The sequence below is a fragment of the Streptomyces sp. NPDC093071 genome, from assembly GCF_044754545.1.
GTDB lineage: Bacteria > Actinomycetota > Actinomycetes > Streptomycetales > Streptomycetaceae > Streptomyces.
Genome location: NZ_JBIVPH010000006.1, coordinates 137,014 through 158,881, shown reverse-complemented (window position 1 = coordinate 158,881; position 21,868 = coordinate 137,014). Strand labels below are relative to the sequence as shown.

At 73.1% G+C, this 21,868-nt stretch carries 20 protein-coding genes; 10 read left to right on the top strand and 10 right to left on the bottom strand.

Features of this window, described 5'->3' with window-relative positions:
* Positions 1 to 8: 8 nt before the first annotated feature.
* From ACIQD7_RS23555 to ACIQD7_RS23530, 6 genes are all read left to right on the top strand, one after another.
* Entirely contained in the window at positions 9 to 773 is a 765-nt protein-coding gene (locus ACIQD7_RS23555) for an IclR family transcriptional regulator (RefSeq protein ID WP_402444008.1), read from the top strand.
* A gap of 265 nt (positions 774 to 1,038) precedes the next feature.
* A complete protein-coding gene (locus ACIQD7_RS23550; protein WP_121828652.1) occupies positions 1,039 to 1,797 on the top strand; it encodes an MIP/aquaporin family protein in 759 nt (252 codons plus the stop codon).
* A 35-nt stretch (positions 1,798 to 1,832) separates the two neighbouring features.
* The gene (glpK, locus tag ACIQD7_RS23545) at positions 1,833 to 3,368 is read left to right on the top strand and encodes a glycerol kinase GlpK (RefSeq protein WP_121828700.1); all 1,536 of its coding nucleotides are present in this window, start codon (positions 1,833 to 1,835) and stop codon (positions 3,366 to 3,368) included.
* Between the two features lie 27 nt (positions 3,369 to 3,395).
* Positions 3,396 to 5,000: a glycerol-3-phosphate dehydrogenase/oxidase gene (locus ACIQD7_RS23540; protein WP_161372153.1), complete on the top strand. Its 1,605-nt coding sequence runs from the start codon at positions 3,396 to 3,398 to the stop codon at positions 4,998 to 5,000.
* Between the two features lie 100 nt (positions 5,001 to 5,100).
* On the top strand, positions 5,101 to 6,162 hold the full coding sequence (locus ACIQD7_RS23535; protein WP_402444005.1) for an LLM class flavin-dependent oxidoreductase: 1,062 nt from the start codon (positions 5,101 to 5,103) through the stop codon (positions 6,160 to 6,162).
* Positions 6,163 to 6,303: 141 nt separating this feature from the next.
* Complete coding sequence (locus ACIQD7_RS23530) at positions 6,304 to 7,440, top strand: PAC2 family protein (protein ID WP_402444003.1); 1,137 nt, start codon at positions 6,304 to 6,306, stop codon at positions 7,438 to 7,440.
* Positions 7,441 to 7,524: 84 nt separating this feature from the next.
* Here the strand turns inward: ACIQD7_RS23530 and mshC are convergent, their stop codons facing one another.
* From mshC to ACIQD7_RS23510, 4 genes are all read right to left on the bottom strand, one after another.
* Positions 7,525 to 8,754: a cysteine--1-D-myo-inosityl 2-amino-2-deoxy-alpha-D-glucopyranoside ligase gene (mshC, locus tag ACIQD7_RS23525; RefSeq protein WP_402444001.1), complete on the bottom strand. Its 1,230-nt coding sequence runs from the start codon at positions 8,752 to 8,754 to the stop codon at positions 7,525 to 7,527.
* A gap of 205 nt (positions 8,755 to 8,959) precedes the next feature.
* A complete protein-coding gene (locus ACIQD7_RS23520; protein ID WP_121828647.1) occupies positions 8,960 to 9,766 on the bottom strand; it encodes an SCO1664 family protein in 807 nt (268 codons plus the stop codon).
* A complete protein-coding gene (locus ACIQD7_RS23515; RefSeq protein WP_121828646.1) occupies positions 9,763 to 10,353 on the bottom strand; it encodes a DUF3090 domain-containing protein in 591 nt (196 codons plus the stop codon). Before ACIQD7_RS23515 ends, ACIQD7_RS23520 begins: the two co-directional genes overlap by 4 nt.
* Positions 10,354 to 10,420: 67 nt before the next feature.
* Entirely contained in the window at positions 10,421 to 11,110 is a 690-nt protein-coding gene (locus ACIQD7_RS23510; protein WP_402443998.1) for a histidine phosphatase family protein, read from the bottom strand.
* A 383-nt stretch (positions 11,111 to 11,493) separates the two neighbouring features.
* Between ACIQD7_RS23510 and corA the strand changes: the two genes are divergently transcribed.
* Positions 11,494 to 12,489, top strand: coding sequence for a magnesium/cobalt transporter CorA (gene corA / locus ACIQD7_RS23505; RefSeq protein WP_161372151.1), 996 nt, complete (start codon positions 11,494 to 11,496; stop codon positions 12,487 to 12,489).
* Positions 12,490 to 12,517: 28 nt separating this feature from the next.
* On the opposite strand, the gene ACIQD7_RS23500 is transcribed toward corA, so the two are convergent.
* Positions 12,518 to 13,303: a ferritin-like domain-containing protein gene (locus tag ACIQD7_RS23500; RefSeq protein WP_402443996.1), complete on the bottom strand. Its 786-nt coding sequence runs from the start codon at positions 13,301 to 13,303 to the stop codon at positions 12,518 to 12,520.
* Positions 13,304 to 13,575: 272 nt separating this feature from the next.
* A complete protein-coding gene (locus ACIQD7_RS23495; RefSeq protein ID WP_121828642.1) occupies positions 13,576 to 14,625 on the bottom strand; it encodes an LLM class F420-dependent oxidoreductase in 1,050 nt (349 codons plus the stop codon).
* 129 nt (positions 14,626 to 14,754) lie between these two features.
* Here ACIQD7_RS23495 and ACIQD7_RS23490 point away from each other — a divergent pair, with 129 nt between their 5' ends.
* Positions 14,755 to 15,732: an aldo/keto reductase gene (locus tag ACIQD7_RS23490; protein WP_402443993.1), complete on the top strand. Its 978-nt coding sequence runs from the start codon at positions 14,755 to 14,757 to the stop codon at positions 15,730 to 15,732.
* Positions 15,729 to 17,957 carry a helix-hairpin-helix domain-containing protein gene (locus tag ACIQD7_RS23485; protein ID WP_402443991.1) on the top strand — a complete coding sequence of 743 codons (2,229 nt, stop codon included), beginning with the start codon at positions 15,729 to 15,731 and terminating at the stop codon, positions 17,955 to 17,957. Before ACIQD7_RS23490 ends, ACIQD7_RS23485 begins: the two co-directional genes overlap by 4 nt.
* A gap of 94 nt (positions 17,958 to 18,051) precedes the next feature.
* Here ACIQD7_RS23485 and ACIQD7_RS23480 read toward each other — a convergent pair whose 3' ends face one another.
* Positions 18,052 to 18,738, bottom strand: a complete 687-nt coding sequence (locus ACIQD7_RS23480) for a hypothetical protein (RefSeq protein WP_402443989.1) — start codon at positions 18,736 to 18,738, stop codon at positions 18,052 to 18,054.
* A 47-nt stretch (positions 18,739 to 18,785) separates the two neighbouring features.
* Here ACIQD7_RS23480 and ACIQD7_RS23475 point away from each other — a divergent pair, with 47 nt between their 5' ends.
* The gene (locus tag ACIQD7_RS23475) at positions 18,786 to 18,974 is read left to right on the top strand and encodes a DUF5703 family protein (RefSeq protein ID WP_015032473.1); all 189 of its coding nucleotides are present in this window, start codon (positions 18,786 to 18,788) and stop codon (positions 18,972 to 18,974) included.
* Positions 18,975 to 19,107: 133 nt separating this feature from the next.
* Here ACIQD7_RS23475 and ACIQD7_RS23470 read toward each other — a convergent pair whose 3' ends face one another.
* From ACIQD7_RS23470 to ACIQD7_RS23460, 3 genes are all read right to left on the bottom strand, one after another.
* Entirely contained in the window at positions 19,108 to 19,815 is a 708-nt protein-coding gene (locus tag ACIQD7_RS23470; protein WP_402443987.1) for a chaplin, read from the bottom strand.
* Between the two features lie 140 nt (positions 19,816 to 19,955).
* Positions 19,956 to 20,189, bottom strand: a complete 234-nt coding sequence (gene chpH / locus ACIQD7_RS23465; RefSeq protein ID WP_030218232.1) for a chaplin ChpH — start codon at positions 20,187 to 20,189, stop codon at positions 19,956 to 19,958.
* 153 nt (positions 20,190 to 20,342) lie between these two features.
* Positions 20,343 to 21,668, bottom strand: a complete 1,326-nt coding sequence (locus ACIQD7_RS23460; RefSeq protein WP_121831669.1) for a M20/M25/M40 family metallo-hydrolase — start codon at positions 21,666 to 21,668, stop codon at positions 20,343 to 20,345.
* Positions 21,669 to 21,868 lie beyond the last annotated feature (200 nt).

Below are 21,868 nucleotides of genomic sequence, written 5' to 3'. Positions count from 1 at the left end.
GCCGGGCGATGGCTAAGAACATCCAGTCGCTTGAAAGAGCGGCGGCCATGCTGCGACTGCTCGCGGGCGGCGAGCGCCGGCTCGGTCTGTCCGACATCGCGTCCTCGCTCGGGCTCGCCAAGGGGACGGCCCACGGGATCCTGCGCACCCTCCAGGCGGAGGGCTTCGTGGAGCAGGAGGCGACCTCGGGCCGCTATCAGCTGGGCGCGGAGCTGCTGCGGCTCGGCAACAGCTATCTGGACGTGCACGAGCTGCGGGCGCGGGCCCTGGTCTGGACGGACGACCTGGCCCGGTCCAGTGGCGAGAGCGTGCACCTGGGGGTGCTGCACCAGCGGGGCGTGCTGATCGTGCACCACGTCTTCCGGCCGGACGACAGCCGCCAGGTCCTGGAGGTGGGGGCCATGCAGCCGCTGCACTCCACGGCCCTGGGCAAGGTCCTCTCGGCGTACGACCCGGTGGCGCACAGCGAGGTCGTCGAGGTCGAGCGGGAGGCGTTCACGCCCCGGACGACGACGGAGCTCGGGGAGTTCGAGAAGCTGCTCGACACGGTGCGGGCGCGGGGCTGGGCGGCGGACGTGGAGGAGACCTGGGAGGGCGTGGCGTCGGTGGCGGCGCCGATCCACGACCGGCGGCGGATGCCGGTGGGGGCGGTGGCGGTGACGGGCGCGGTGGAGCGGCTGCGTCCGGGCGGCGAGCTGCGTCCGGAGCTGGTGGCGGCGGTGCGGGACTGCGCCCGCGCGGTCTCCCGGGACCTGGGGGCCGGCCGCTTCTGAGCCCTCGGGGACCCCTCCGCACCCCTTTCCGACCCGCCGGTAACGATCGCGTTATCGGCGGGTTTTTCACTTCCCAGACCCTTGACGTGCTGTTAACCCCGGGGCAAAACTTCCGTTCACCGGTCGGCATTGCCGAACACCTAACGGCAATACGCGTTAGAGTGTGGCAGTGCCAAGGGCCGGCAACGCCCTCAACACGAGGGTGCGGACCATCGGAGGGACCCGTGGTTCGCCTTCCCCTGGACGAAGGACAAAGGAGTCGCGGGTGTCCAGCTCCGACATCTTCCTCGGCGAGACCATCGGTACCGCCGTACTCATCCTGCTCGGCGGCGGCGTGTGCGCCGCCGTCACGCTCAAGAGCTCCAAGGCCCGCGGCGCGGGCTGGCTCGCGATCACCTTCGGGTGGGGCTTCGCCGTCATGACGGCCGTCTACATGACGGCTTCCCTCTCCGGCGCCCATCTGAACCCCGCCGTCACGGTCGGCATCGCGATCAAGGACGGGGCCTGGGGCGACGTGCCCGTCTACTTCGCCGGCCAGATACTCGGCGCGATGATCGGCGCGGCGCTGGTCTGGGTGGCCTACTACGGCCAGTTCCGGGCGCACCTCACGGACCCGGAGACCATCGGCGAGAAGCCGATCGAGGGCCCCGGCCCGGTGCTCGGGATCTTCTCCACCGGCCCCGAGATCCGCAACACCTGGCAGAACCTGGCCACCGAGGTCATCGGCACCGTCGTGCTCGTGCTCGCCGTGCTCACCCAGGGCCTCAACGACAGCGGCAAGGGCCTCGGCGTCCTGGGCGCCCTGATCACCGCCTTCGTCGTGGTCTCCATCGGCCTCTCGCTCGGCGGTCCGACCGGCTACGCCATCAACCCGGCCCGCGACCTGGGCCCGCGCATCGTGCACGCCCTGCTGCCGCTGCCGAACAAGGGCGGCTCCGACTGGGGCTACGCCTGGATCCCGGTCGCCGGTCCGCTGATCGGCGGCGCCCTCGCCGCGGGTATCTACACCATCGCGTTCGCCTGAGCCGTCCTTCTTCCAGACTTCCCTTGGAGCACACCGTGACCGACGCCCACACCTCCGGCCCCTTCATCGCCGCCATCGACCAGGGCACCACCTCCTCCCGCTGCATCGTCTTCGACAAGGACGGCCGGATCGTCTCCGTCGACCAGAAGGAGCACGAGCAGATCTTCCCGAAGCCGGGCTGGGTGGAGCACGACGCCGCCGAGATCTGGACCAACGTCCAGGAGGTCGTCGCCGGCGCCCTGGAGAAGGCGGAGATCACCGCCGCCGACGTCAAGGCCATCGGCATCACCAACCAGCGCGAGACCACGCTGCTGTGGGACAAGCACACCGGCGAGCCCGTCCACAACGCCCTCGTCTGGCAGGACACCCGCACCGACGCCCTCTGCCGGGAGCTCGGCCGCAACGTCGGCCAGGACCGCTTCCGCCGCGAGACCGGCCTCCCCCTCGCCTCGTACTTCTCCGGCCCCAAGGTCCGCTGGCTGCTCGACCACGTCGAGGGCCTGCGCGAGCGCGCCGAGCGCGGCGACATCCTCTTCGGGACCATGGACTCCTGGGTCATCTGGAACCTGACCGGCGGCGTCGACGGCGGCGTGCACGTCACCGACGTCACCAACGCCTCCCGCACCATGCTGATGAACCTCCACGAGATGGCGTGGGACGAGCGCATCCTGCAGTCCATGGAGGTCCCGGCCTCCGTCCTGCCGGAGATCCGCTCCTCCGCCGAGGTGTACGGCACGGTCAAGGGCGGCGTCCTCGACGGCGTCCCGGTCGCCTCCGCGCTCGGCGACCAGCAGGCCGCCCTGTTCGGCCAGACGTGTTTCGCCGAGGGCGAGGCCAAGTCCACGTACGGGACCGGCACCTTCATGCTGATGAACACCGGCGAGAAGATCATCAACTCCTACAGCGGCCTGCTGACCACGGTCGGCTACCGGATCGGCGACGAGAAGCCGGTCTACGCCCTGGAGGGCTCGATCGCCGTCACCGGCTCCCTGGTGCAGTGGATGCGCGACCAGATGGGCCTGATCAAGTCCGCCGCCGAGATCGAGACCCTCGCGTCCTCGGTCGAGGACAACGGCGGCGCCTACTTCGTCCCGGCCTTCTCCGGCCTGTTCGCCCCGTACTGGCGCTCCGACGCGCGCGGTGTCATCGCTGGCCTCACCCGGTACGTCACCAAGGCGCACATCGCCCGCGCCGTCCTGGAGGCCACCGCCTGGCAGACCCGCGAGATCACCGACGCCATGACGAAGGACTCCGGTGTCGAGCTGACCGCGCTCAAGGTCGACGGCGGCATGACCTCCAACAACCTGCTGATGCAGACCCTCTCGGACTTCCTGGACGCGCCCGTCGTGCGTCCCATGGTCGCCGAGACCACCTGCCTCGGCGCCGCCTACGCCGCCGGCCTGGCCGTCGGCTTCTGGCCCGACACCGACGCGCTGCGCGCCAACTGGCGGCGGGCCGCCGAATGGACCCCCCGCATGGACGCCGACAAGCGCGACCGCGAGTACAAGAGCTGGCTGAAGGCCGTCGAGCGTTCCATGGGCTGGCTCGAAGACGAATCCGACGAGCAGTAAGAGCGAGCAGTAAGAGGAGTAAGCGACATGACCACCCTGCAGAGCGTCCCCGCCCTGGGGACGCGCCCGGCTGCCGGTTCCCTGCCGAGCCGCGCCGAGACCCGGGAACAGCTCTCCAAGGCGACGTACGACCTCCTGGTGATCGGCGGCGGCATCCTGGGCATCTCCACCGCCTGGCACGCCGCGCAGTCGGGCCTGCGGGTGGCCCTGGTGGACGCCGGCGACTTCGCCGGCGCCACCTCCTCCGCCTCCTCCAAGCTGCTCCACGGCGGACTGCGCTACCTGCAGACCGGCGCGGTGAAGCTGGTGGCGGAGAACCACTTCGAGCGGCGCGCGGTCTCCCGCCAGGTGGCCCCGCACCTCGCCAACCCCCTCACCTTCTACCTGCCCGTCTACAAGGGCGGCCCGCACGGCGCGGCCAAGCTGGGCGCGGGCGTCTTCGCGTACTCCGCCCTCTCGGCCTTCGGCGACGGCGTCGGCCACCTGCTCTCCCCCGCCAAGGCCGCGCAGGACGTGCCGGAGCTGCGGACCGACAACCTCAAGGCCGTGGCCGTCTACGGCGACGACCAGATGAACGACGCCCGGATGGCCCTGATGACGGTCCGCGCCGCGGTCGACGCCGGCGCCACCGTCCTCAACCACGCCGAGGTCACCGGTCTGCGCTTCACCCGCGGCCGGGTCACCGGCGCCGAGCTGAAGGACCGCACCAGCGGCGACGAGTTCGGCGTGAGCGCCCGTCTGGTCCTCAACGCGACCGGCCCGTGGGTCGACCACCTGCGGAGGATGGAGGACCCGAACGCGGCCCCCTCCATCCGCCTCTCCAAGGGCGCCCACCTGGTCCTGAAGCGGACCTCGCCGTGGAAGGCCGCGCTCGCCACCCCGATCGACAAGTACCGCATCACCTTCGCCCTCCCCTGGGAGGACATGCTGCTGCTCGGCACCACCGACGAGGAGTACGAGGGCGACCCCGGCCAGGTCGAGGTCACCGAGAAGGACACCGCCCAGATCCTGGACGAGGCCGCCTTCTCCATCCGTGACCAGCAGCTGTCGCGCGACCTCATCACCTACGCCTTCGCCGGTCTGCGGGTGCTCCCCGGCGGCCCCGGCGACACCTCCAAGGCCAAGCGCGAGACGGTCGTGACCGAGGGCCGCGGCGGGATGCTGTCGGTGGCCGGCGGCAAGTGGACGACCTTCCGGCACATCGGCCGCACGGTCATGAAGAAGCTGGAGCAGCTTCCGGGGCACCCGCTGGGCGAGGACTACGAGCCGGTGTCGGCGCTGCCGAAGCGGCTGCCGCTGCCCGGCATAGCCAACCCGAACGCGGTCGCCCACCGGCTGCTCGTCGACGGCCCGGCGCCCGGTCCGCGCATGGCCGCCGACACCGCCAAGCACCTGGCGACGCACTACGGCTCGCTCTCCTTCGAGATCGCCCGCATGGCGAACGAGAACCCGGAGCTGGCCCGCCGCATCCACCCGGACGCGCCGGAGATCTGGGCGCAGGTCGCCTACGCGCGCGACCACGAGTGGGCCGAGACGGCCGACGACGTGCTGCGCCGCCGCACGACGCTGACCATCCGCGGTCTGGCGACGGACGAGGTCCGCGCCGGGGTCGAGTCGATGCTGGGCGAGTAACTCGCCTTCCAGCGGGGGCGGTTCTCCTTCGGGGGGCCGCCCCTTCGGCGTGCCATATCGCGTCCACACGCCCGCAACACTCCGCGCGCAGAGTTGAAGCATGAAGTTTCAAGTGCTCACGATCGTCCACCACTCCCCGCACCCGCTCACCGGTGAACTGCTCTCCGCCGCGGACCGCTTGGAGCAGGTCGTCGCGCTCGGCGAGACCGCCGAACGGCTGGGCTTCGACGCGTACGCGGTCGGCGAGCGGCACGCGGGCGCGTTCCTCTCCTCGGCCCCGACCGTGCTGCTCGCCGCGCTCGCCGCCCGCACCACCCGGATCCGGCTCCTCACCGGCGTGACCGTGGTCGCGATCCTCGACCCGGTCCGGGTCGCCGAGGACTACGCCACCCTCGACCAGCTCTCCCGGGGCCGGCTCGAACTCGTCGTCGGCAAGGGCGCGGAGGCCGGCCACTTCGACCTCTTCGGCCTGGACGAGGAGCGGCAGTGGGACCTCCAGAAGGAGAAGTACGAGCTGCTCCGCCGGCTCTGGACCGAGGAGGGCGTCGACTGGGAGGGCGAGTTCCGGCCCGCCCTGAAGGGCGTGACCACGGTGCCGCGCCCGTACGCCGGTCCGCCCCGGATCTGGCACGGCTCGGCCACCAGCCTCAACTCCCCCGAGCTCGCGGCCAAGCACGGCGACCCGCTCTTCACCGCCAACGCGATCCAGCCCCGCGAGGCGTACGCGCGGCTCATCGCCCACTACCGCGAGAAGTTCGAGGAGTACGGGCACGACCCGGCCCACGCGCGCGTGGCGGCCGGTTCCGGCGGCCTGCTCATCGCCGACACCCCCGAGCAGGCGGTCACCCGCTACAAGGACCTGTACGAGGCGAGGATCCGGCAGAGCTTCCGGCCGCACCTGGAGGGGAAGGCCGGCTACAACACCCCGTTCCGCACGATCGAGGACGCCATCGCGGACGGCCCGCAGCTGATCGGCTCGCCGCAGCAGATCGTCGACAAGATCCTCGGCTACCACGAGCACTACGGGCACGACCTCCAGTCCGTCACGGTCGACGCCTTCGGGCAGTCGACGGCCGAGCAGGCCGAGACGCTCCAGCGGTTCGCCGAGGAGATCGCGCCGGTGGTCCGGAGGGAGGCGCCCAGCACGCTCTGGGAGGAGTGACCCCGCCGTGTGCGGAGGCGAGTTCCTGGGTAGTCGATCAAGGCCGCACGGGTTTTCGGGGATGTCCGGAGGCTGCGGACGGACCGCCGGAAAGCCGTAAGGTTGGTCCGTACGACAGGAACTTCGTGAAGGAGGCGCTGGGTGATCGAGCTCGAGGGGGTGCCCGAGCTGATCGACCCGGTCATGGTGGCCGCGTTCGAGGGCTGGAACGACGCCGGGGACGCCGCCTCCACCGCGGTCGATCACCTGGACCGGGAGTGGAAGGGCGAGGTGTTCGCGGCGCTCGACGCCGAGGACTACTACGACTTCCAGGTGAACCGGCCCACGGTCTTTCTGGACAACGGCGTGCGGAAGATCACCTGGCCGACGACCAGGCTCTCCGTGGTCCGGGTGGGCGGCGACAAGCCCCGTGACCTGGTGCTCGTGCGCGGGATCGAGCCCTCGATGCGCTGGCGCTCCTTCTGCAACGAGCTGCTCGCCTTCGCGCACGAGCTGGGCGTGGAGATGGTGGTGATCCTGGGCGCGCTGCTCGGCGACACCCCGCACACCCGGCCGGTGCCGGTCAGCGGAGTGACCTCCGATCCGGACCTGGCGCGCACGATGGACCTGGAGGAGACCCGGTACGAGGGCCCGACGGGCATCGTGGGCATCCTCCAGGAGGCGTGCACGCACGCGGGCGTGCCGGCGGTCAGCCTGTGGGCGGCGGTGCCGCACTACGTGTCGCAGCCGCCGAACCCGAAGGCGACGCTGGCGCTGCTCAACCGTCTGGAGGACCTGATCGGGCTGCGCATCCCGCTGGGCGAGCTGCCCGAGGACGCGCGGGCCTGGCAGCTGGGCGTGGACCAGCTGGCCGCCGAGGACAGCGAGGTCGCCGAGTACGTGCAGACCCTGGAGGAGGCGCGGGACACCGCGGAGCTTCCGGAGGCGTCCGGCGAGGCGATCGCCCGCGAGTTCGAGCGGTACCTGCGGCGGCGCGAGCCGGGCGCGGGGCCCGGGCCCGGGGTGGCGACGGAGGGCGGGGACTCCCCGTTCCTGCGGGACCCCGGCAGCGGCCGCACCCGCCCGCCGAAGCCGGAACAGCCGGGACCGGAGTCGGTCCCGGGCGCGGAGCCGGTTCCGGGTCCGGAGGGCGGCGAGGGTTCTTCCGGTGAGAACCCGCCCGGCGAGGCCGCGTCCGAGGAGGCCCCGTCCGAGGAGAATCCATCCGGCGAGAACCCGCCCGGCGCGAGCCCGGAGCGCGGCGAGGACCCGGAGGACGGGAACGGCTCCGCCACGTAACGAGCGGTCAGCAGTACGGGAGGGGCGTCCGGAACCGGGCGCCCCTCCCTCGTGCCGTCACGTCGTGCGGACCTCTCCGAGGCCCTACAGGGCGACGCCCAGGAGCGCGTCGACGGTGCGGGAGACGAGTCCGGGCGCGGAGTCGTCGGTGCCCCCCTCGGCCTCCTGGAGCGCGGCCCAGCGGTCGACCGCGGCGAGCGCGGCCGGCGCGTCGAGGTCGTCGGCGAGGGCCTCGCGGACCTCCTCGACGAGCGCGTCGGCGGACGGCCCGTCGGGGCGGGAGACGGCGGCGCGCCAGCGGCCGAGGCGCTCCACGGCGTCCTGGAGGACCTGGTCGGTCCACTCCCAGTCGGCGCGGTAGTGGTGGGAGAGGAGCGCGAGCCGGACGGCGGCCGGGTCGACGCCGTCGCGGCGCAGCTTCGAGACGAAGACCAGGTTGCCCCGGGACTTGGACATCTTCTCGCCGTCGAGGCCGACCATCCCGGCGTGGACGTACGCCTTGGCCATCGGGAACTCGCCGGTGAGGGCCTGGGCGTGCGAGGCGCCCATCTCGTGGTGCGGGAAGATCAGGTCGGAGCCGCCGCCCTGCACGTCGAAGCCCATGCCGAGGTGGTCGAGGGCGATGGCGACGCACTCGATGTGCCAGCCGGGGCGGCCCGCGCCGAGGCTGCCGCCGTCCCAGCTCGGCTCGCCCTCGCGGGCGGCCATCCAGAGCATCGGGTCGAGCGGGTTCTTCTTGCCGGGGCGCTCGGGGTCGCCGCCGCGCTCGGCGGAGAGGTGGCGCATCAGCTCCGCGTCGTAGTGCGAGACCCCGCCGAAGTGCGGGTCGGCGTCGACGGAGAAGTAGACGTCGCCGTCGAGCTCGTAGGCGGCGCCGGAGTCCCGCAGGCGCTCGACGAGCGGGACGATGCCCGGTATGGCCTCGACCGCGCCGATGTAGTGCTTCGGAGGCAGCATCCGCAGGGCGGTCATGTCCTCGCGGAAGAGGGCGGTCTCGCGCTCGGCGAGGCCGACCCAGTCGACGCCGTCGCGGATCGCGCGCTCCAGGAGGGGATCGTCGACGTCCGTCACGTTCTGGACGTAGTGGACCTGCCGCTTGGTGTCGAGCCACACGCGCTGGACGAGGTCGAACGCGTTGTAGGTCGCCGCGTGACCCATGTGGGTCGCGTCGTACGGGGTGATGCCGCAGACATAGATGCGGGCGACGGGGCCGGGGACGAGGGTGACTCGTCCGCCGGTCGCGGTGTCGTGGATCCGGAGGTCGCGGCCCTTGCCGGGAAGGGCGGGGACCTCAGAAGCGGGCCAGGCATACATGACCCGAGCGTAACCGGACAGGTGTTCCGGATACGAACCGGATCCGGGATCTTGACCGATTAGGCGGTCTTGCGGGGCGAATGCACGCGTGCGTACCCCTGGGGGGTGCCTTTTCCAGGGGCGCGGCTTGGCCGAAACCTTTCGGTCGAACCTCTGGGACGCCGGAGCCGTACGGGACCGGAAGCGGGCCCCGGGACAGCGGTTCTCAGACAGGCGGCCAGGGGATGGCGGGCCACAGGCCCGAGGGCTCCGGGTGGCGTCCGGCCGTCCGCAGGGCCGCCACGCGGGCGCGTACCGCCGTCACCTCGGCGGCGGTGAGCAGTTCGGCCAGTCGGGTGGCGAGCGGCGCCCCGGGCGCCAGGTCCCGGTCGAGGCGGGCGAGGACCTCGACCGCCTCGGCGGGCAGCTCCTCGCCCGCCCATCCCCACAGCAGGGTGCGCAGCTTGTCCTCGACGTGGAAGGTGACCCCGTGGTCGATGCCGTACAGGTGACCGCCGGGGGCCGGCAGCAGGTGGCCGCCCTTGCGGTCGCCGTTGTTGATGACGGCGTCCAGGACGGCGAGCCGCCGCAGCCCGGGGGTGTCGGCGTGGACGAGGAGGGCGGTGCGGCCCTCGCCGACCTCGGCCTCCCCGACGGCCTTCCAGCCCTCCCCCGGCTCCTCGTCTTCGGTGAGGGCCAGGAGCCGCGCCCCGGGGTCGGCCTCGATCCACAGCTGGACCATGCCCTCCCCGTGCGGGCCGTCGCGGAGCACGGTCGGCGGGACGAGGCCCCAGCCGGTGGCCTCGGAGACCTCGTACGCGGCGACCTCGCGCCGGGCGAGGTTGCCGTCGGGGAAGTCCCACAGCGGCCGCTCCCCCGCGACCGGCTTGTAGACGCAGGCCGCCTCCAGGCCCTCGTGGGCGACGGAGCAGTACAGCACGGCGTTGGAGGCCTCGCGGATCCTTCCGCGTACGGTCAGCTCACCGCGGGCGAGCAGTTCCGCGCCCGGCAGGGTCTGGGGGCTGCTGCTCATGCTCCGCGGCGGTATCCGTTCTGGCGGGGGCAGACGTGCCCCTCGGGGTCGAGCGGCAGGCTGCACAGCGGGCACGGCGGGCGGCCGGCGTTGACGACGTCCAGGGCCCGCTTGGCGAAGGCCCGGGCCTGGGCGCCGCTGAGGCGGACCCGGAGCATCGGCGGGCCGTTCTCCTCGTCCTGGAGCAGCCGCTCCTCGGCCTCGGCGAGGTCCTCCTCGGAGTCCGCGTCGAGCTCCACGAGGGCCTGCGCCTCGACGATCATGCGCTGTTCCTCGCCGTCCCAGGCGAGCGCCATGGTGCCGACCCGGAACTCCTCCTCGACGGGCGCGTCGAGGGGGGCGGTGTCCGCGATCTCGGCGGGGGCGACGGCGGGCACGGGCGCGTTGCCGCCGGTGCGCCGCACGACCTCGTCGAGGAGTTCGTCGATGCGCTCGGCGAGGGCGGCGACCTGCATCTTCTCCAGGGCGACGCTGGTGACCCGGCCGCCGGCGGACGCCTGGAGGAAGAACGTACGGCGGCCAGGCAGCCCGACCGTACCGGCCACGAAACGCTCCGGTGGGTCGTAGAGGAACACCTGACGGGACACGTTCCCGGCTCCCTTGAGTCTCGACGGTCGTACTACAACGGCGCGTCCACCCTACTGCGCGAAGGGATCACGGTGCGCCCGCACCACCACCGACCTCGGCCGTCCCGGCGCCTCCGGGGTGCTCGCGGGGGGCGAATCCGGCGAAGTCCCCCGTGTCGCCGAGCCGGAGGAGGAAGGGACGCACGCGCGTGTAGCGGATGACGGTGACCGAGCAGGGGTCGACGTGGACGCGCTGGAAGAGGTCGAGGTGGAGGCCGAGGGCGTCGGCCACGAGCGACTTGACGATGTCGCCGTGCGAGCACATGAGGTAGCAGGCGTCCTCGCCGTGCTCGGCCTCGATCCGCGCGTTCCAGTCCCGTACGGCCTCGACGGCGCGGTTCTGCATGGCGCGCATGGACTCGCCGCCGGGGAAGGCGGCGGCGGAGGCGTGTGCCTGGACGACCTCCATCAGGGGCTCGTCGTTGAGCTCGGCGAGCTTGCGGCCCGACCAGTCGCCGTAGTCGCACTCGTTGATCCGGTCCTCGACGTGCAGCGGGAGGTCCGGGCGGGCGTCGAGGAGGGGGCGCAGGGTCTCCCGGCAGCGCTGGAGGGGGCTGGAGACGGCGGCGGCGAGCGGGACGTCCGCGAGGCGGCCGGGGAGGGCGGCGGCCTGCGCGGCCCCGCGCTCGTCGAGCGCGATCCCGGGCGTGCGCCCGGCGAGGACCCCGGAGGTGTTGGCGGTGGAGCGTCCGTGCCGGACGAGGATCAACGTGGCCATGGCGGCCAGCCTAGGGGGTGTCTTGTCGATCGGGCCGGATCAGGGAGCGGGGTCCGGTGCCGTGCATCGCAAGGCGGAGGAGGGAGTCGACGCGGAGCGTCGGCGAGTGACGACAACGCGGCGAGGTGCGGTGCCGGGCGCCGCGAGCCCGGCCCGATCGACAAGACACCCCCTAGGGGGTGCCCGGCGCGGACCCGGCGGCTCGGGGGACGTCGGTACGCGCGCGTGGGCGATGCGCGGCCGGGGCACGCGCGTGTAGGCGCGGGGATGCCGGTCGAGCAGGGCCTCGGTCGTCGGGTGGGCGAGCACGCGCGCGTGGGCGCGGGGATGCCGGAGGCCCGCGCGGGTCGTACACATGCATGGCCCGGCCGTTCGGGGGGAGAATGCGCCCCGTGATCGTGGACTCTGCCATCTACCGGGACGGGCACCGCATGGACGGCCCCGCCGACCTCTCCGACGCCCTGGAGGAGGCGCGGTCGACGGGTGACGACGCGTTCCTGTGGGTGGGGCTGCACGAGCCCACGGAGGAGGAGTTCGACCACGTCGCCTCGGAGTTCGCGCTGCACCCGCTGGCCGTCGAGGACGCCCTGAAGGCCCACCAGCGGCCCAAGCTGGAGGTCTACGACGACTCGCTCTTCATGGTGCTCAAACCGGTCGTGTACGAGCCGGAGAGCGACCGGGTCTCCTCGGGCGAGCTGATGCTGTTCGTGGGCGACTCGTTCGTGGTCACGGTCCGGCACGGCGAGGGGGCCCCGCTGGCGGAGGTGCGCCGGCGCCTGGAGGCCGACCCGGAGGTCCTGAAGCACGGGCCCACGGCGGTCCTGTACGCGGTGAGCGACGCGATCGTGGACCACTACCTGGAGATCGCGGGCGAGCTCCAGGTGGACCTGGAGGAGCTGGAGGCGGACGTCTTCGCGCCCAGCGGGGACGCGGCCTCCAACACGGCGGCGCGGATCTACACGGCGAAGCGGCAGGTCCTGGAGTTCCGCCGGGCCAGTGGTCCGCTGGCCGGTCCGATGGCCCGGCTCACGACCGGTTCGGTGCCGTTCGTGAACGAGCACTCCCAGCCGTTCTTCCGGGACGTCAACGACCACCTGATGCGCTCCAACGAGCAGGTGGAGGGCCTGGACCGGCTGCTGTCCGACGTGCTCTCGGCCCATCTGGCGCAGATGGGGGTGCGGCAGAACGACGACATGCGGAAGATCTCGGCGTGGGCGGCCATGGCCGCGGTCCCCACCATGGTCGCGGGGATCTACGGCATGAACTTCGAGCACATGCCGGAGCTGCGTTGGGGAATGGGGTACCCGGCGGTGATCCTGGTGATGACGGGCATCGTCGTCGTCCTGTACCGGATGTTCAAGCGGCGCGGCTGGATGTAGGGCCCGTCCCGCCGCGCCGGTCGTCGGCTCAGAAGGCGGGGGCGGGGGTCGCCGGGCCTCCGAGGGCGTCGAGCCGCTCGGGCGTCCTGAGGTCGATCATCTTGTGCCACCCGGCGAGGCGCTCGTACGCGTACATGCCTTGGATGCCGGCGGCGAGGGCCAGGGCCTTGGGCTTCGGCCACTCCAGGATGCGGCCCATGTGGCGCATCACGGCGAGGCTGACGTCGCGGTAGACCTGGATCTCGACGAGGGCGGACTCGCGCAGGGTCCGCTGGATCAGCCGGCCGTGGCCCAGGCGGGCGAGCCGGAGCAGTTCCTCGTGGCAGTAGGCGAGGTGGTTCGCCTCGTCGTTGTCGATCATGTGGATGGCCTTGCCCAGTTCGGGGTGGTCCCCGAAGTACGTGACGAGCATGTCCATCTGGTCGGCGGCCCGCTGCTCGGTGACCCGGCTGTGGGCGAGGTAGACGATGATGTCCCGCTCGGTCAGCGGTTCGTCGCGGCGGAGCTTGTCGTGCGCGAGGCCGATGCCGCGCTGTTCGAGCAGCATCGTGTAGTCGGTGTCGGGGGGCACCGGGACGGGTTCGAGGCCGCGCTTCTTCATCAACGCGTTGAAGATCCGGCCGTGCTTGTCCTCGTCGGCGCCGTGCCGGACGATCTTGGGCGCGAGTTCGCGCATCCCGGGGGCGACGAGGGCCGCAATCCGGGCGTTCTCCCAGCCGCCCTGGGTCTCGCCGCTCGCCGCGATGGAGCAGAAGAGCCGGAAGGACTCGTCGTTGTCGATGATTTCCTGGAACAGGCCCTTGGCCGTGAGCATCGCCGCCACCTCCGTGCGGACGTTCGCACTCCGGTACGTCCGGGGAGCACCCCGTCCGGGGAGAACGAGTCAAGTCCGGTCCGGGACGGCGGGCAACACGGGGGCGGGCGGGACTCGGCCGAAAGAGTGACCCCCGGGGGCGTAACCAGGGGCCCTCCGCAGCCGTTGTGCTGCGTGACGGCCGTGGCGGGGAAGACCCCCGAGCCCCCACCACGGCCGCAGACCTCTCCGGTGGCTCCGTGCGGGACGTCCCGTACGGAGCCACCGGCGCGTCACGCGAGTCCGGCCCGCTCCAGCGCCTCGACGCCCGCCCGCAGGGCGGCCACCCGCTCGTCCAGGGTGAAGCCGGCCGGGGCGACGGTGAGGGTGGTGACCCCGGCCGCCGCGTAGGCCGCCATCCGGTCCGCGATCCGCTCGACGGAGCCGAGCAGGGTGGTCCGGTCGATCAGCGAGTGCGGCACGGCGGCCGCGGCGCCCGTCTTGTCGCCGGCCAGGTACTTGTCCTGGACCTCGGCGGCCTCCTTCTCGTAGCCCATGCGCCGCGCGAGCTGGTTGTAGAAGTTCTGCTTGCGGCTGCCCATGCCGCCGACGTACAGGGCGGTGTACGGGCGGAACACGTCCGCGAGCGCGTCGACGTCGTCGCCGAGGGCGAGCGGCACGGTGGGACAGACGTCGAAGCCGTCCATGGTCAGGCCGGCCTTCTCGCGGCCCGCGCGGATGTGCCGCAGGGCCGTATCCTCCAGGTGGTCGGCGGAGGGGAAGATCAGCAGGGCGCCGTCCGCGATCTCGCCGGTCTGCTCCAGGTTCTTGGGGCCGATCGCCGCGATGTAGAGCGGGATGTGCTCGCGCTGCGGGTGCACGGTGAGCTTGAGGGGCTTGCCGGGGCCGTCCGGGAGCGGGAGGGTCCAGTGCTCGCCCTCGTAGCTCAGGCGCTCGCGGGTCATGGCCTTGCGGACGATCTCGACGTACTCGCGGGTCCGGGCGAGCGGCTTGTCGAACTTCACGCCGTACCAGCCCTCGGAGACCTGGGGTCCGGAGACGCCGAGGCCGAGGCGGAAGCGGCCGCCGCTGAGCGAGTCGAGGGTGGCGGCGGTCATCGCCGTCATGGCGGGCTGCCGGGCCGGGATCTGCATGATCGCGGAGCCGACGTCGATCCGCTCCGTCTTCGCCGCGACCCAGGCGAGGACGGTGGGCGCGTCGGAGCCGTAGGCCTCGGCGGCCCAGCAGACGTCGTACCCGAGGCGGTCCGCCTCCTGCGCGACGGCGAGGTTGTCGCCGTCCATACCGGCGCCCCAGTAGCCGAGGTTGATGCCGAGCCGCATTCCACACACCCCTTACCCATCGGTAACGTCTCTCTGGGCCGGACTCTAGCGCGCGGTCGGCGCCTCCGACAGGACGTGGTTGTCCACAGGCTCTCTCCGCGCGCTGCCCCGGCCAGTAATCTCGCGCCCATGGAGCAGAGGCATCTCGGACGTACGGGCCTGCGCGTGTCGCGCGTCGGACTCGGCACCCTCACCTGGGGCCGGGACACCGACGAGCACGACGCCGCCGAGCAGCTGAAGGCGTTCTGGGACGCCGGCGGGACGCTGGTGGACACCGCCGACGTGTACGGCGGGGGCGAGGCGGAGTACCTGCTCGGCCGCCTCATGGAGCGGCTCGTGCCCCGGCAGGACCTCGTCCTGTCGACCAAGGCGGGCAGCGTCCCCGATCCCGACCGGCGCACGGACGGCTCGCGCGGCCACCTGCTCGCCGCGCTCGACGCCTCCCTCGCCCGGCTCGGCACGGACCACGTGGACCTGTGGCAGCTGCACGCCTTCGACCCGCACACGCCCCTGGAGGAGTCCCTCCAGGCGCTCGACATCGCCGTGCGCAGCGGACGGGCCCGGTACGCGGGCGTGGCGAACTTCTGCGGCTGGCAGCTCGCCAAGGCGGGCACCTGGCAGCTCGGCGGGGACCGGACCCGGCTCGCGGGCGCGCAGCTGGAGTACTCGCTGCTCCAGCGGGGCGTGGAGCGCGAGGTGCTGCCGGCCGCCCTGGACCTCGGGATCGGGCTGCTGCCCTCCTCGCCGCTGGGGCGCGGCGTCCTGACGGGGAAGTACCGGAACGGGACGCCGTCGGACTCGCGGGGCGCGTCGGAGCGGATGGCGCCGTTCGTGGAGCCGTACCTGGACGACGCGGCGAGCCGGATCGTGGACGCGGTGACGACGGCGGCCGACGGCCTCGCGACGACCCCGCTCCACGTGGCGCTCGCCTGGGTCCGCGACCGGCCCGGGGTGACCGCCCCGATCGTCGGCGCGCGCACGGCGCGCCAGCTCGCGGCCGCTCTGTCGGTGGAGACCCTTAGTCTTCCTGACGAGATCTGTCGGGCGCTGGACGACGTGTCGGCGCCCGTGCACCGCTATCCGGATCACGACTGGAGCACCTTGTGACCGAGCCTTCCGGGGAGACCGCGCCCGAGGCCCCCGAGGACGTGGAGCCCACCGCGGACGTGGAGCCCACCGAGGACGTACGGGAGGGGACCGGGGCGGCCGAGGCCGCCGGGGGGACCGGGGAGACCTCCGAGAAGCCGGACGGGGGCGGGGACGCCGACGACGCCGACGCGCCCGGGGAGGCTGACACACCCGGGGAGACCGATGCGCCCGGGGAAGCCGACGTGCCCGGAGAGACCGGCGCGCCCGGGTTGAGCGAGGCGCAGGCCGAGCTGGCCGCGCAGCGGGAGCTGCGGGCGAGGATCGAGGCGCGGAAGGCCGGGAAGGACGGCCCGGTGGTGGCCGGCGCCAAGCTGAGCGGCACCGCGGCGGACCTCCTCGCGGCGGTCCGGGCCGTGGAGGGCGGCGCGGCCAAGGGCAGTGCCTTCTACGAGGCCGCCGAGCCGGTGCCCGGACCCTCCGCCCCCGGACCGGCCCCGGTGGCCGCCCCCCGGCCCCCCACACCGGACCGGACGACGGTCCCGGCCCCCGGCACCACGGCCGCCGTCCGCGAGGTCCTCGCGCGGGGCGGCGCCCCGGAGGCGCTGGCCGGGCAGGTGGCCGCCGCGCTCGGCGAGGGCGCGGCGACGGCGCTGGCCGACGACCCCTGGCAGCTCCTCGCGGTGGCGGGGGTGCGGCCGGAGCAGGCCGACGGCTTCGCGCGGGCGCTGCTCGGCCCCGACTGCGGCCCCGGCGACCCGCGCCGGACGGTCGCCCTCACCGTGTGGATCCTGGAGCGGGCCGCGCTCCGGGGGGACACCGCCCTGGAGGCCGGGGCGGTGCGCGCCGGGCTCGCCGCGCACTCCGTGCCCGACCCCGACGAGGCGATCGGGACGGCGGTCTCCGAGGGCGCGGTCCTCCTCTTCCAGGAGGAGCGGGAGGCCCCGGAGGAGACGGCGGAGGACGCAGAGGAGCCCGGCGGGGGCGGGGAGAACGGCGAGCGCGGAGAGGAGCCGCCCGCGCTGCTCGGCCTCGACCGGTACGCGCTCGCGGAGGAGAGCCTCGCGGAGGGTCTCGCCCGTCTCGTCAGGACGGCCACGGCCGACGCCTGGGAGGGCTCCGAGCTCGCACGCGCCGCCGGGGCCCACGGCCTCGTCCTGCACACCGGCGGCGAGGCCGCCCGCGCCGAGCCGGTGGCGCTCGCCGCGGCGGCCCGCGAGCGGGGCCTGCGCGCCCTGGTCGCGGTCCACTCCGACGAGGGGCGGCGCGCGCTCGGCGCCCCGGGGACGGAGGCCGTGACGGTCGCCGCCCTGCTGTCCGGGGCGGCCGGACCGGGCCGGGACGAGGACGGCGCCTTCGCCCTGGACCTCCTGGTGGTGCTGGACGCGCCGCAGCTGGACGTGGAGACGGCCGCGATCCTCGTGGAGTCGCTGCCGGACGGCTGCCGTCTGGTCCTGAGCGGCGACCCGGAGGTCCTCGGGGCGCCGGGCGCGGGCCGGGTCTTCGCCGACGCGCTCGCGGCCCGGGTGTGCCCCCGGATCGCCTCGCGCGTCCCCGACCCGGGGCCGCTCGGCGAGCTGGTGTCGGGCATCGGCGCCGGCGAGCTGAACCAGGTCGAGGCGCCCGGCAAGGAGATCGTCATCGTCCCGGTGCGGGACGCGGGCGAGGCCGTGCACCGCACCGTCCAGCTGGTGGCCGACTCGGTGCCCCGGGCGTTCGGGGTGCCGCCGGAGCGGACGCAGGTCGTCACGGTCGGCCACGGCGGCTCGGCGGGCACGCGCGCGCTGAACGCGGCCCTCAAGCAGCGGCTCAACCCCGGGCCCGGCCGGTTCGGCGGCTACGACCCCGGGGACCGGGTGGCGTACGCGCCCGTGCCCGGGCGGACGGTCACCGGCACGGTCCTGTCGGCCGACGCCGAGGGCCTGCGGCTGCGGTGCGGGGACGACGAGGTCCTCGTACCGAAGGAGCGGGTGGAGCCGGCGCTGCGGCACGGCTGGGCGCTCACCGCGCACCAGGCGGCCGGGACGCGCTGGCCCGCGGTGGTCGCGGTGCTGCCCGGGGACGCGGCCGGGGGTCTGAGCCGGTCCTGGGTGTACACGGCCTTCGGCCGGGCGGAGCGCCATCTGTCGGTCGTGCACGGGGTGGACCAGGCGCTGCCGCGCGCGGTGGCCGAGGGGGTGGCCCCGGAGCGCACGACACGGCTGCGGCCGCTCCTGGAGGCGCTGCTCGCCGCCTCCGAGGAGTAGGGAGCAGGAAGAACGGCGGGAGGGCCGGGACGCCTCGTACGGCGTCCCGGCCCTCCCGTGTCTCCGTCCCGTGTCTCCGTGCCGGCCCGGGGGGTCAGGCCCGGGTCCTCCCGGACGGGCCGCGGCCGTCACCGTCGTGGCCGTCGTCCCCGTCCGCGTCCGCGTCCTCGTCCTCGTCGAAGACGGCGCTGACGTCGAAGCGGCAGACGATCCGCTCCGGATCGGCGTGCTCGAAGGGGGCGTTGAGCCACTCCCCTGGTTCGGGGAGTTCGTCGGCCGCGACGACCCAGAGCGTGGAGTCGCCCTCCTCCAGGCCGAAGTCCTTGTGCCGGGAGGCGATCTCGTCCGGTTCGTACTCGCCGAAGAGCACGCCGAGCGCGGCGAGGGGCGAGACCCCGGCCTTGGCGGCCGCCCCGGTGACGTCCTCGCCGCCTCTCTGGGCGACGCGGCGGGCCTGGGCGAGCAGGCGCCGGGGCTCCGCCACGGCGTAGTCGCGGCGGATCAGGAGGCTGAGGGCGTGGGGCTCGTCGGGCCCGGTGTACGGCGGCAGGGAGCCGTCCGCACCGGGGATCTCGAAGGGGGTGACCTCGTCGTAGTGGTCGTAGAGGAGTTCGTCGTAGGTCTCGGCCGCCGAGGCCAGGGCGTTGAAGGCCTCGTAGACGGCCGGGTCGTCGTCCCCCGTGCGGCGTTCGACCGCCGCGAGGTGACGGTCCAGTGCGGCTTTGACCGCCTCGGCGGCGGCACGTACCTCGGCAGCGGTGGGCTGCGCAGCATCAGACATGGGACAGACGCTATCCGTACCGGGGCCGTGCCCGCACAATAGATGCGATGCCGGAATACGAATTTGTCGACGTGTACGTGCCGCGCGGTGTCTCCCGCAAGGAGGCGACGCGGCTGCTGACCGATCATGCCGAGTACGGACACTGGGAGTTGGACCGTCTGAGCCTGCACCGGGACGGGAGCCGCAGAGTGCGGCTGAAGCGGCGGATCATCCGCCAGGTCAGGGCGACCTGGTAGCCGGGAGAGCGACGAGAAGGGGCCCCGCGGTGTGCGGGGCCCCTGTGCGTGGCGCGTGTCACACGGCCTCGGGCCGTACGCCGGTCCTGCGGGCGGCGCGGCCCGGAACGGCGCGGTCCCAGGCGGCGCGGTCTCAGGCGGCGCGGCGGGCGCGGCGGTAGATCAGCGAACCGGCGAGCAGCAGTCCGGCGCCGGCACCGGCGGGGGCGATCACGCCGAGCGGTCCGGAGCCGGTCTCGGCGAGCTCCTCGACGGCCCGGGGCGGCGCCACGACGTGCGTGCCGGGGGTGTTCGACCCGCCGTCGGTGCCGGGGGGCTCGGGGGTCTCGGGAGTGCCCGGGGTGCCCGGATTCCCGGGGTTCCCCGGGTTCTCCGGAGTGCCGGGGTTCCCGGGGTGCGTCGGCTCGACGCCGTTGCCGCAGTCGTTGCCCGCGACCGGGTTGAGGAGCCCGACGACCGAGACGCTGTTGCCGCAGGCGTTCACCGGGACGTCGATCGGCACCTGGACGTTGTTGCCGGAGCCCACGCCGGGCGAGCCGCTGGTGTGGCCCCCGGCGGAGGAGCCGCCGCCGGGCTTGCCCGGCTTCCCGGAGTCGGAGACGTTGGCGCACTTGTTGCCCATCGCCGGGTTCAGCAGCCCGACGACGCTGACGGTGTTCCCGCAGGCGTTCACCGGCACGTGCACCGGGACCTGGACGGAATTCCCGGACGCGACGCCCGGGGAATTCGTGGCCGCACCGTTCGCACCGGAGTCGGCGTGCGCATAACCGCCGCCGACCGCGGCGAAGACGCCGCCGGCGGCCGCAACGGTGATGAGGCCCTTGCGCGTGACCTGTCGCATAGCTTGTTCCCTGCCTGCTCGGCTTCGAAGAAGTGCCACCGGGCGAAGGGCCCGGGGCGGAAATGGCCACCGGCCCCGGAGTGCATGGCACGCACTCCGGGGCCGGACCGGCTCACGCCCTCAGGGGGCGGGGCACAGCGTCAGGCGTTGACGCAGGTGTTGCCGAAGGCGGGGTTCAGCAGGCCGATCACGGAGACCGTGTTGCCGCACAGGTTCACGGGAACGTGAACCGGCACCTGGACGACGTTGCCCGAGAGGACACCGGGGGAACCGATGGCCGCACCCTGGGCACCCGCGTCGGCAACGGCCATGCCCGCACCCGCGAGAACGAGACCGCCAGTGGCAGCCGCAGCAGCGACGACCTTCTTGATCATTATTCCTCCTAGTTGGCAATGCGGCCCCAGCCGCGGACCGCACACCTGTAACGAGGGGGAAGGGTGGGGGCTACGAGCCCCCGGGTTCATTCACTCTTTTCGGGCAAAGGCAAACGCGCGGACGAATTCGGCGCACATCGGCGGCGGGCGGTCTCAGCAGGCGTCCAGGAAGCGGTCCAGGACGCGGGCGCCGAACTTGAGGCCGTCGACCGGGACCCGCTCGTCCACGCCGTGGAACATGCCGGCGAAGTCGAGCTCCGGCGGCAGCTGGAGCGGGGCGAAGCCGAAGCAGCGGATGCCGAGGTCGTCGAAGGACTTGGCGTCGGTGCCGCCGGAGAGCATGTACGGCACGGCGCGGGCGATCGGGTCCTCGGCGCGCAGGGCCAGCTGCATGGCGTCCACCAGGGCGCCGTCGAAGCTGGTCTCCAGGGCCTTGTCGCCGTGCACGTCCTCGCGCTTCACCCGGGGGCCGAGGATCCGGTCGAGGTCGGCCAGGAACTCCTGCTCGTACCCGGGCAGGAAGCGGCCGTCGACGTGCGCCGTGGCCTGGCCGGGGATCACGTTCACCTTGTAGCCGGCGCCGAGCATGGTCGGGGCGGCCGAGTTGCGCAGGGTGGCGCCGATCATCTTGGCGATGCCGCCGAGCTTGGCGAGGGTGGCGTCCATGTCCTCGGGGTCGAGCGGGGTGCCCAGGGCGTCCGAGAGCTCGTCCAGGAAGGACCGGACGGTCTTGGTGACCCGCACGGGCCACTGGTGGCGGCCGAGGCGGCCCACGGCCTCGCAGAGCTCGGTGATGGCGTTGTCATTGTTGGTCATCGAACCGTGGCCCGCGGTGCCCTCGACGGTCAGCCGCATCCAGTGCATACCCTTCTGGGCCGTCTCCACCAGGTACAGCCGCAGGTTCTCGTTGACCGTGAAGGAGAAGCCGCCGACCTCGCCGATCGCCTCGGTGACCCCCTCGAAGAGGTCCCGGTGCTCGTCGACCAGGTACCGGGCGCCGTAGGTGCCGCCGGCCTCCTCGTCGGCGAGGAAGGCGAGGACGACGTCGCGCGGGGGCTTGCGGCCGCTGCGCAGCCGGTCCCGCACGACCGCGAGGGTCATCGCGTCCATGTCCTTCATGTCGACGGCGCCCCGGCCCCAGACGCAGCCGTCGGCGATCTCCCCGGAGAAGGGGTGGTGGGTCCAGTCCTCGGCGTTGGCCGGGACGACGTCGGTGTGGCCGTGGATCAGCAGGGCGGGCCGCGACGGGTCCTCGCCCTCGATCCGGGCGACGGTGGAGGCCCGGCCGCGGTGCGACTCGACGACCTTCGGTTCGAGGCCGACCTCGGCGAGCTTCTCCGCGATGTACTCCGCCGCCGCCCGCTCGCCCGGCCCCGAGTGGTCGCCGTAGTTGCTGGTGTCGATGCGGATGAGGTCGCGACAGAGGTCGACTACCTCGTCCTCGCCGCGGACGCTCCCGGCCGTGTTCGACTCGCTCACGCTGCTTCCTCCCACTACGTGCCCCACGTGATTGCTGGTGGTCTCCCCCCATCCTCCCGCGCGGCCCCCTCACGACCCAAGGCCGCCCGCCGACCGTCATGCGCCCGTCACATGCCGGGGGCCGTACCGGGCCGCCGGGGGTGGTGATCGACCACCTCGAATGTTTGCTATGGTTTTCCTCGTCGGAAGGGCCCAGCGGC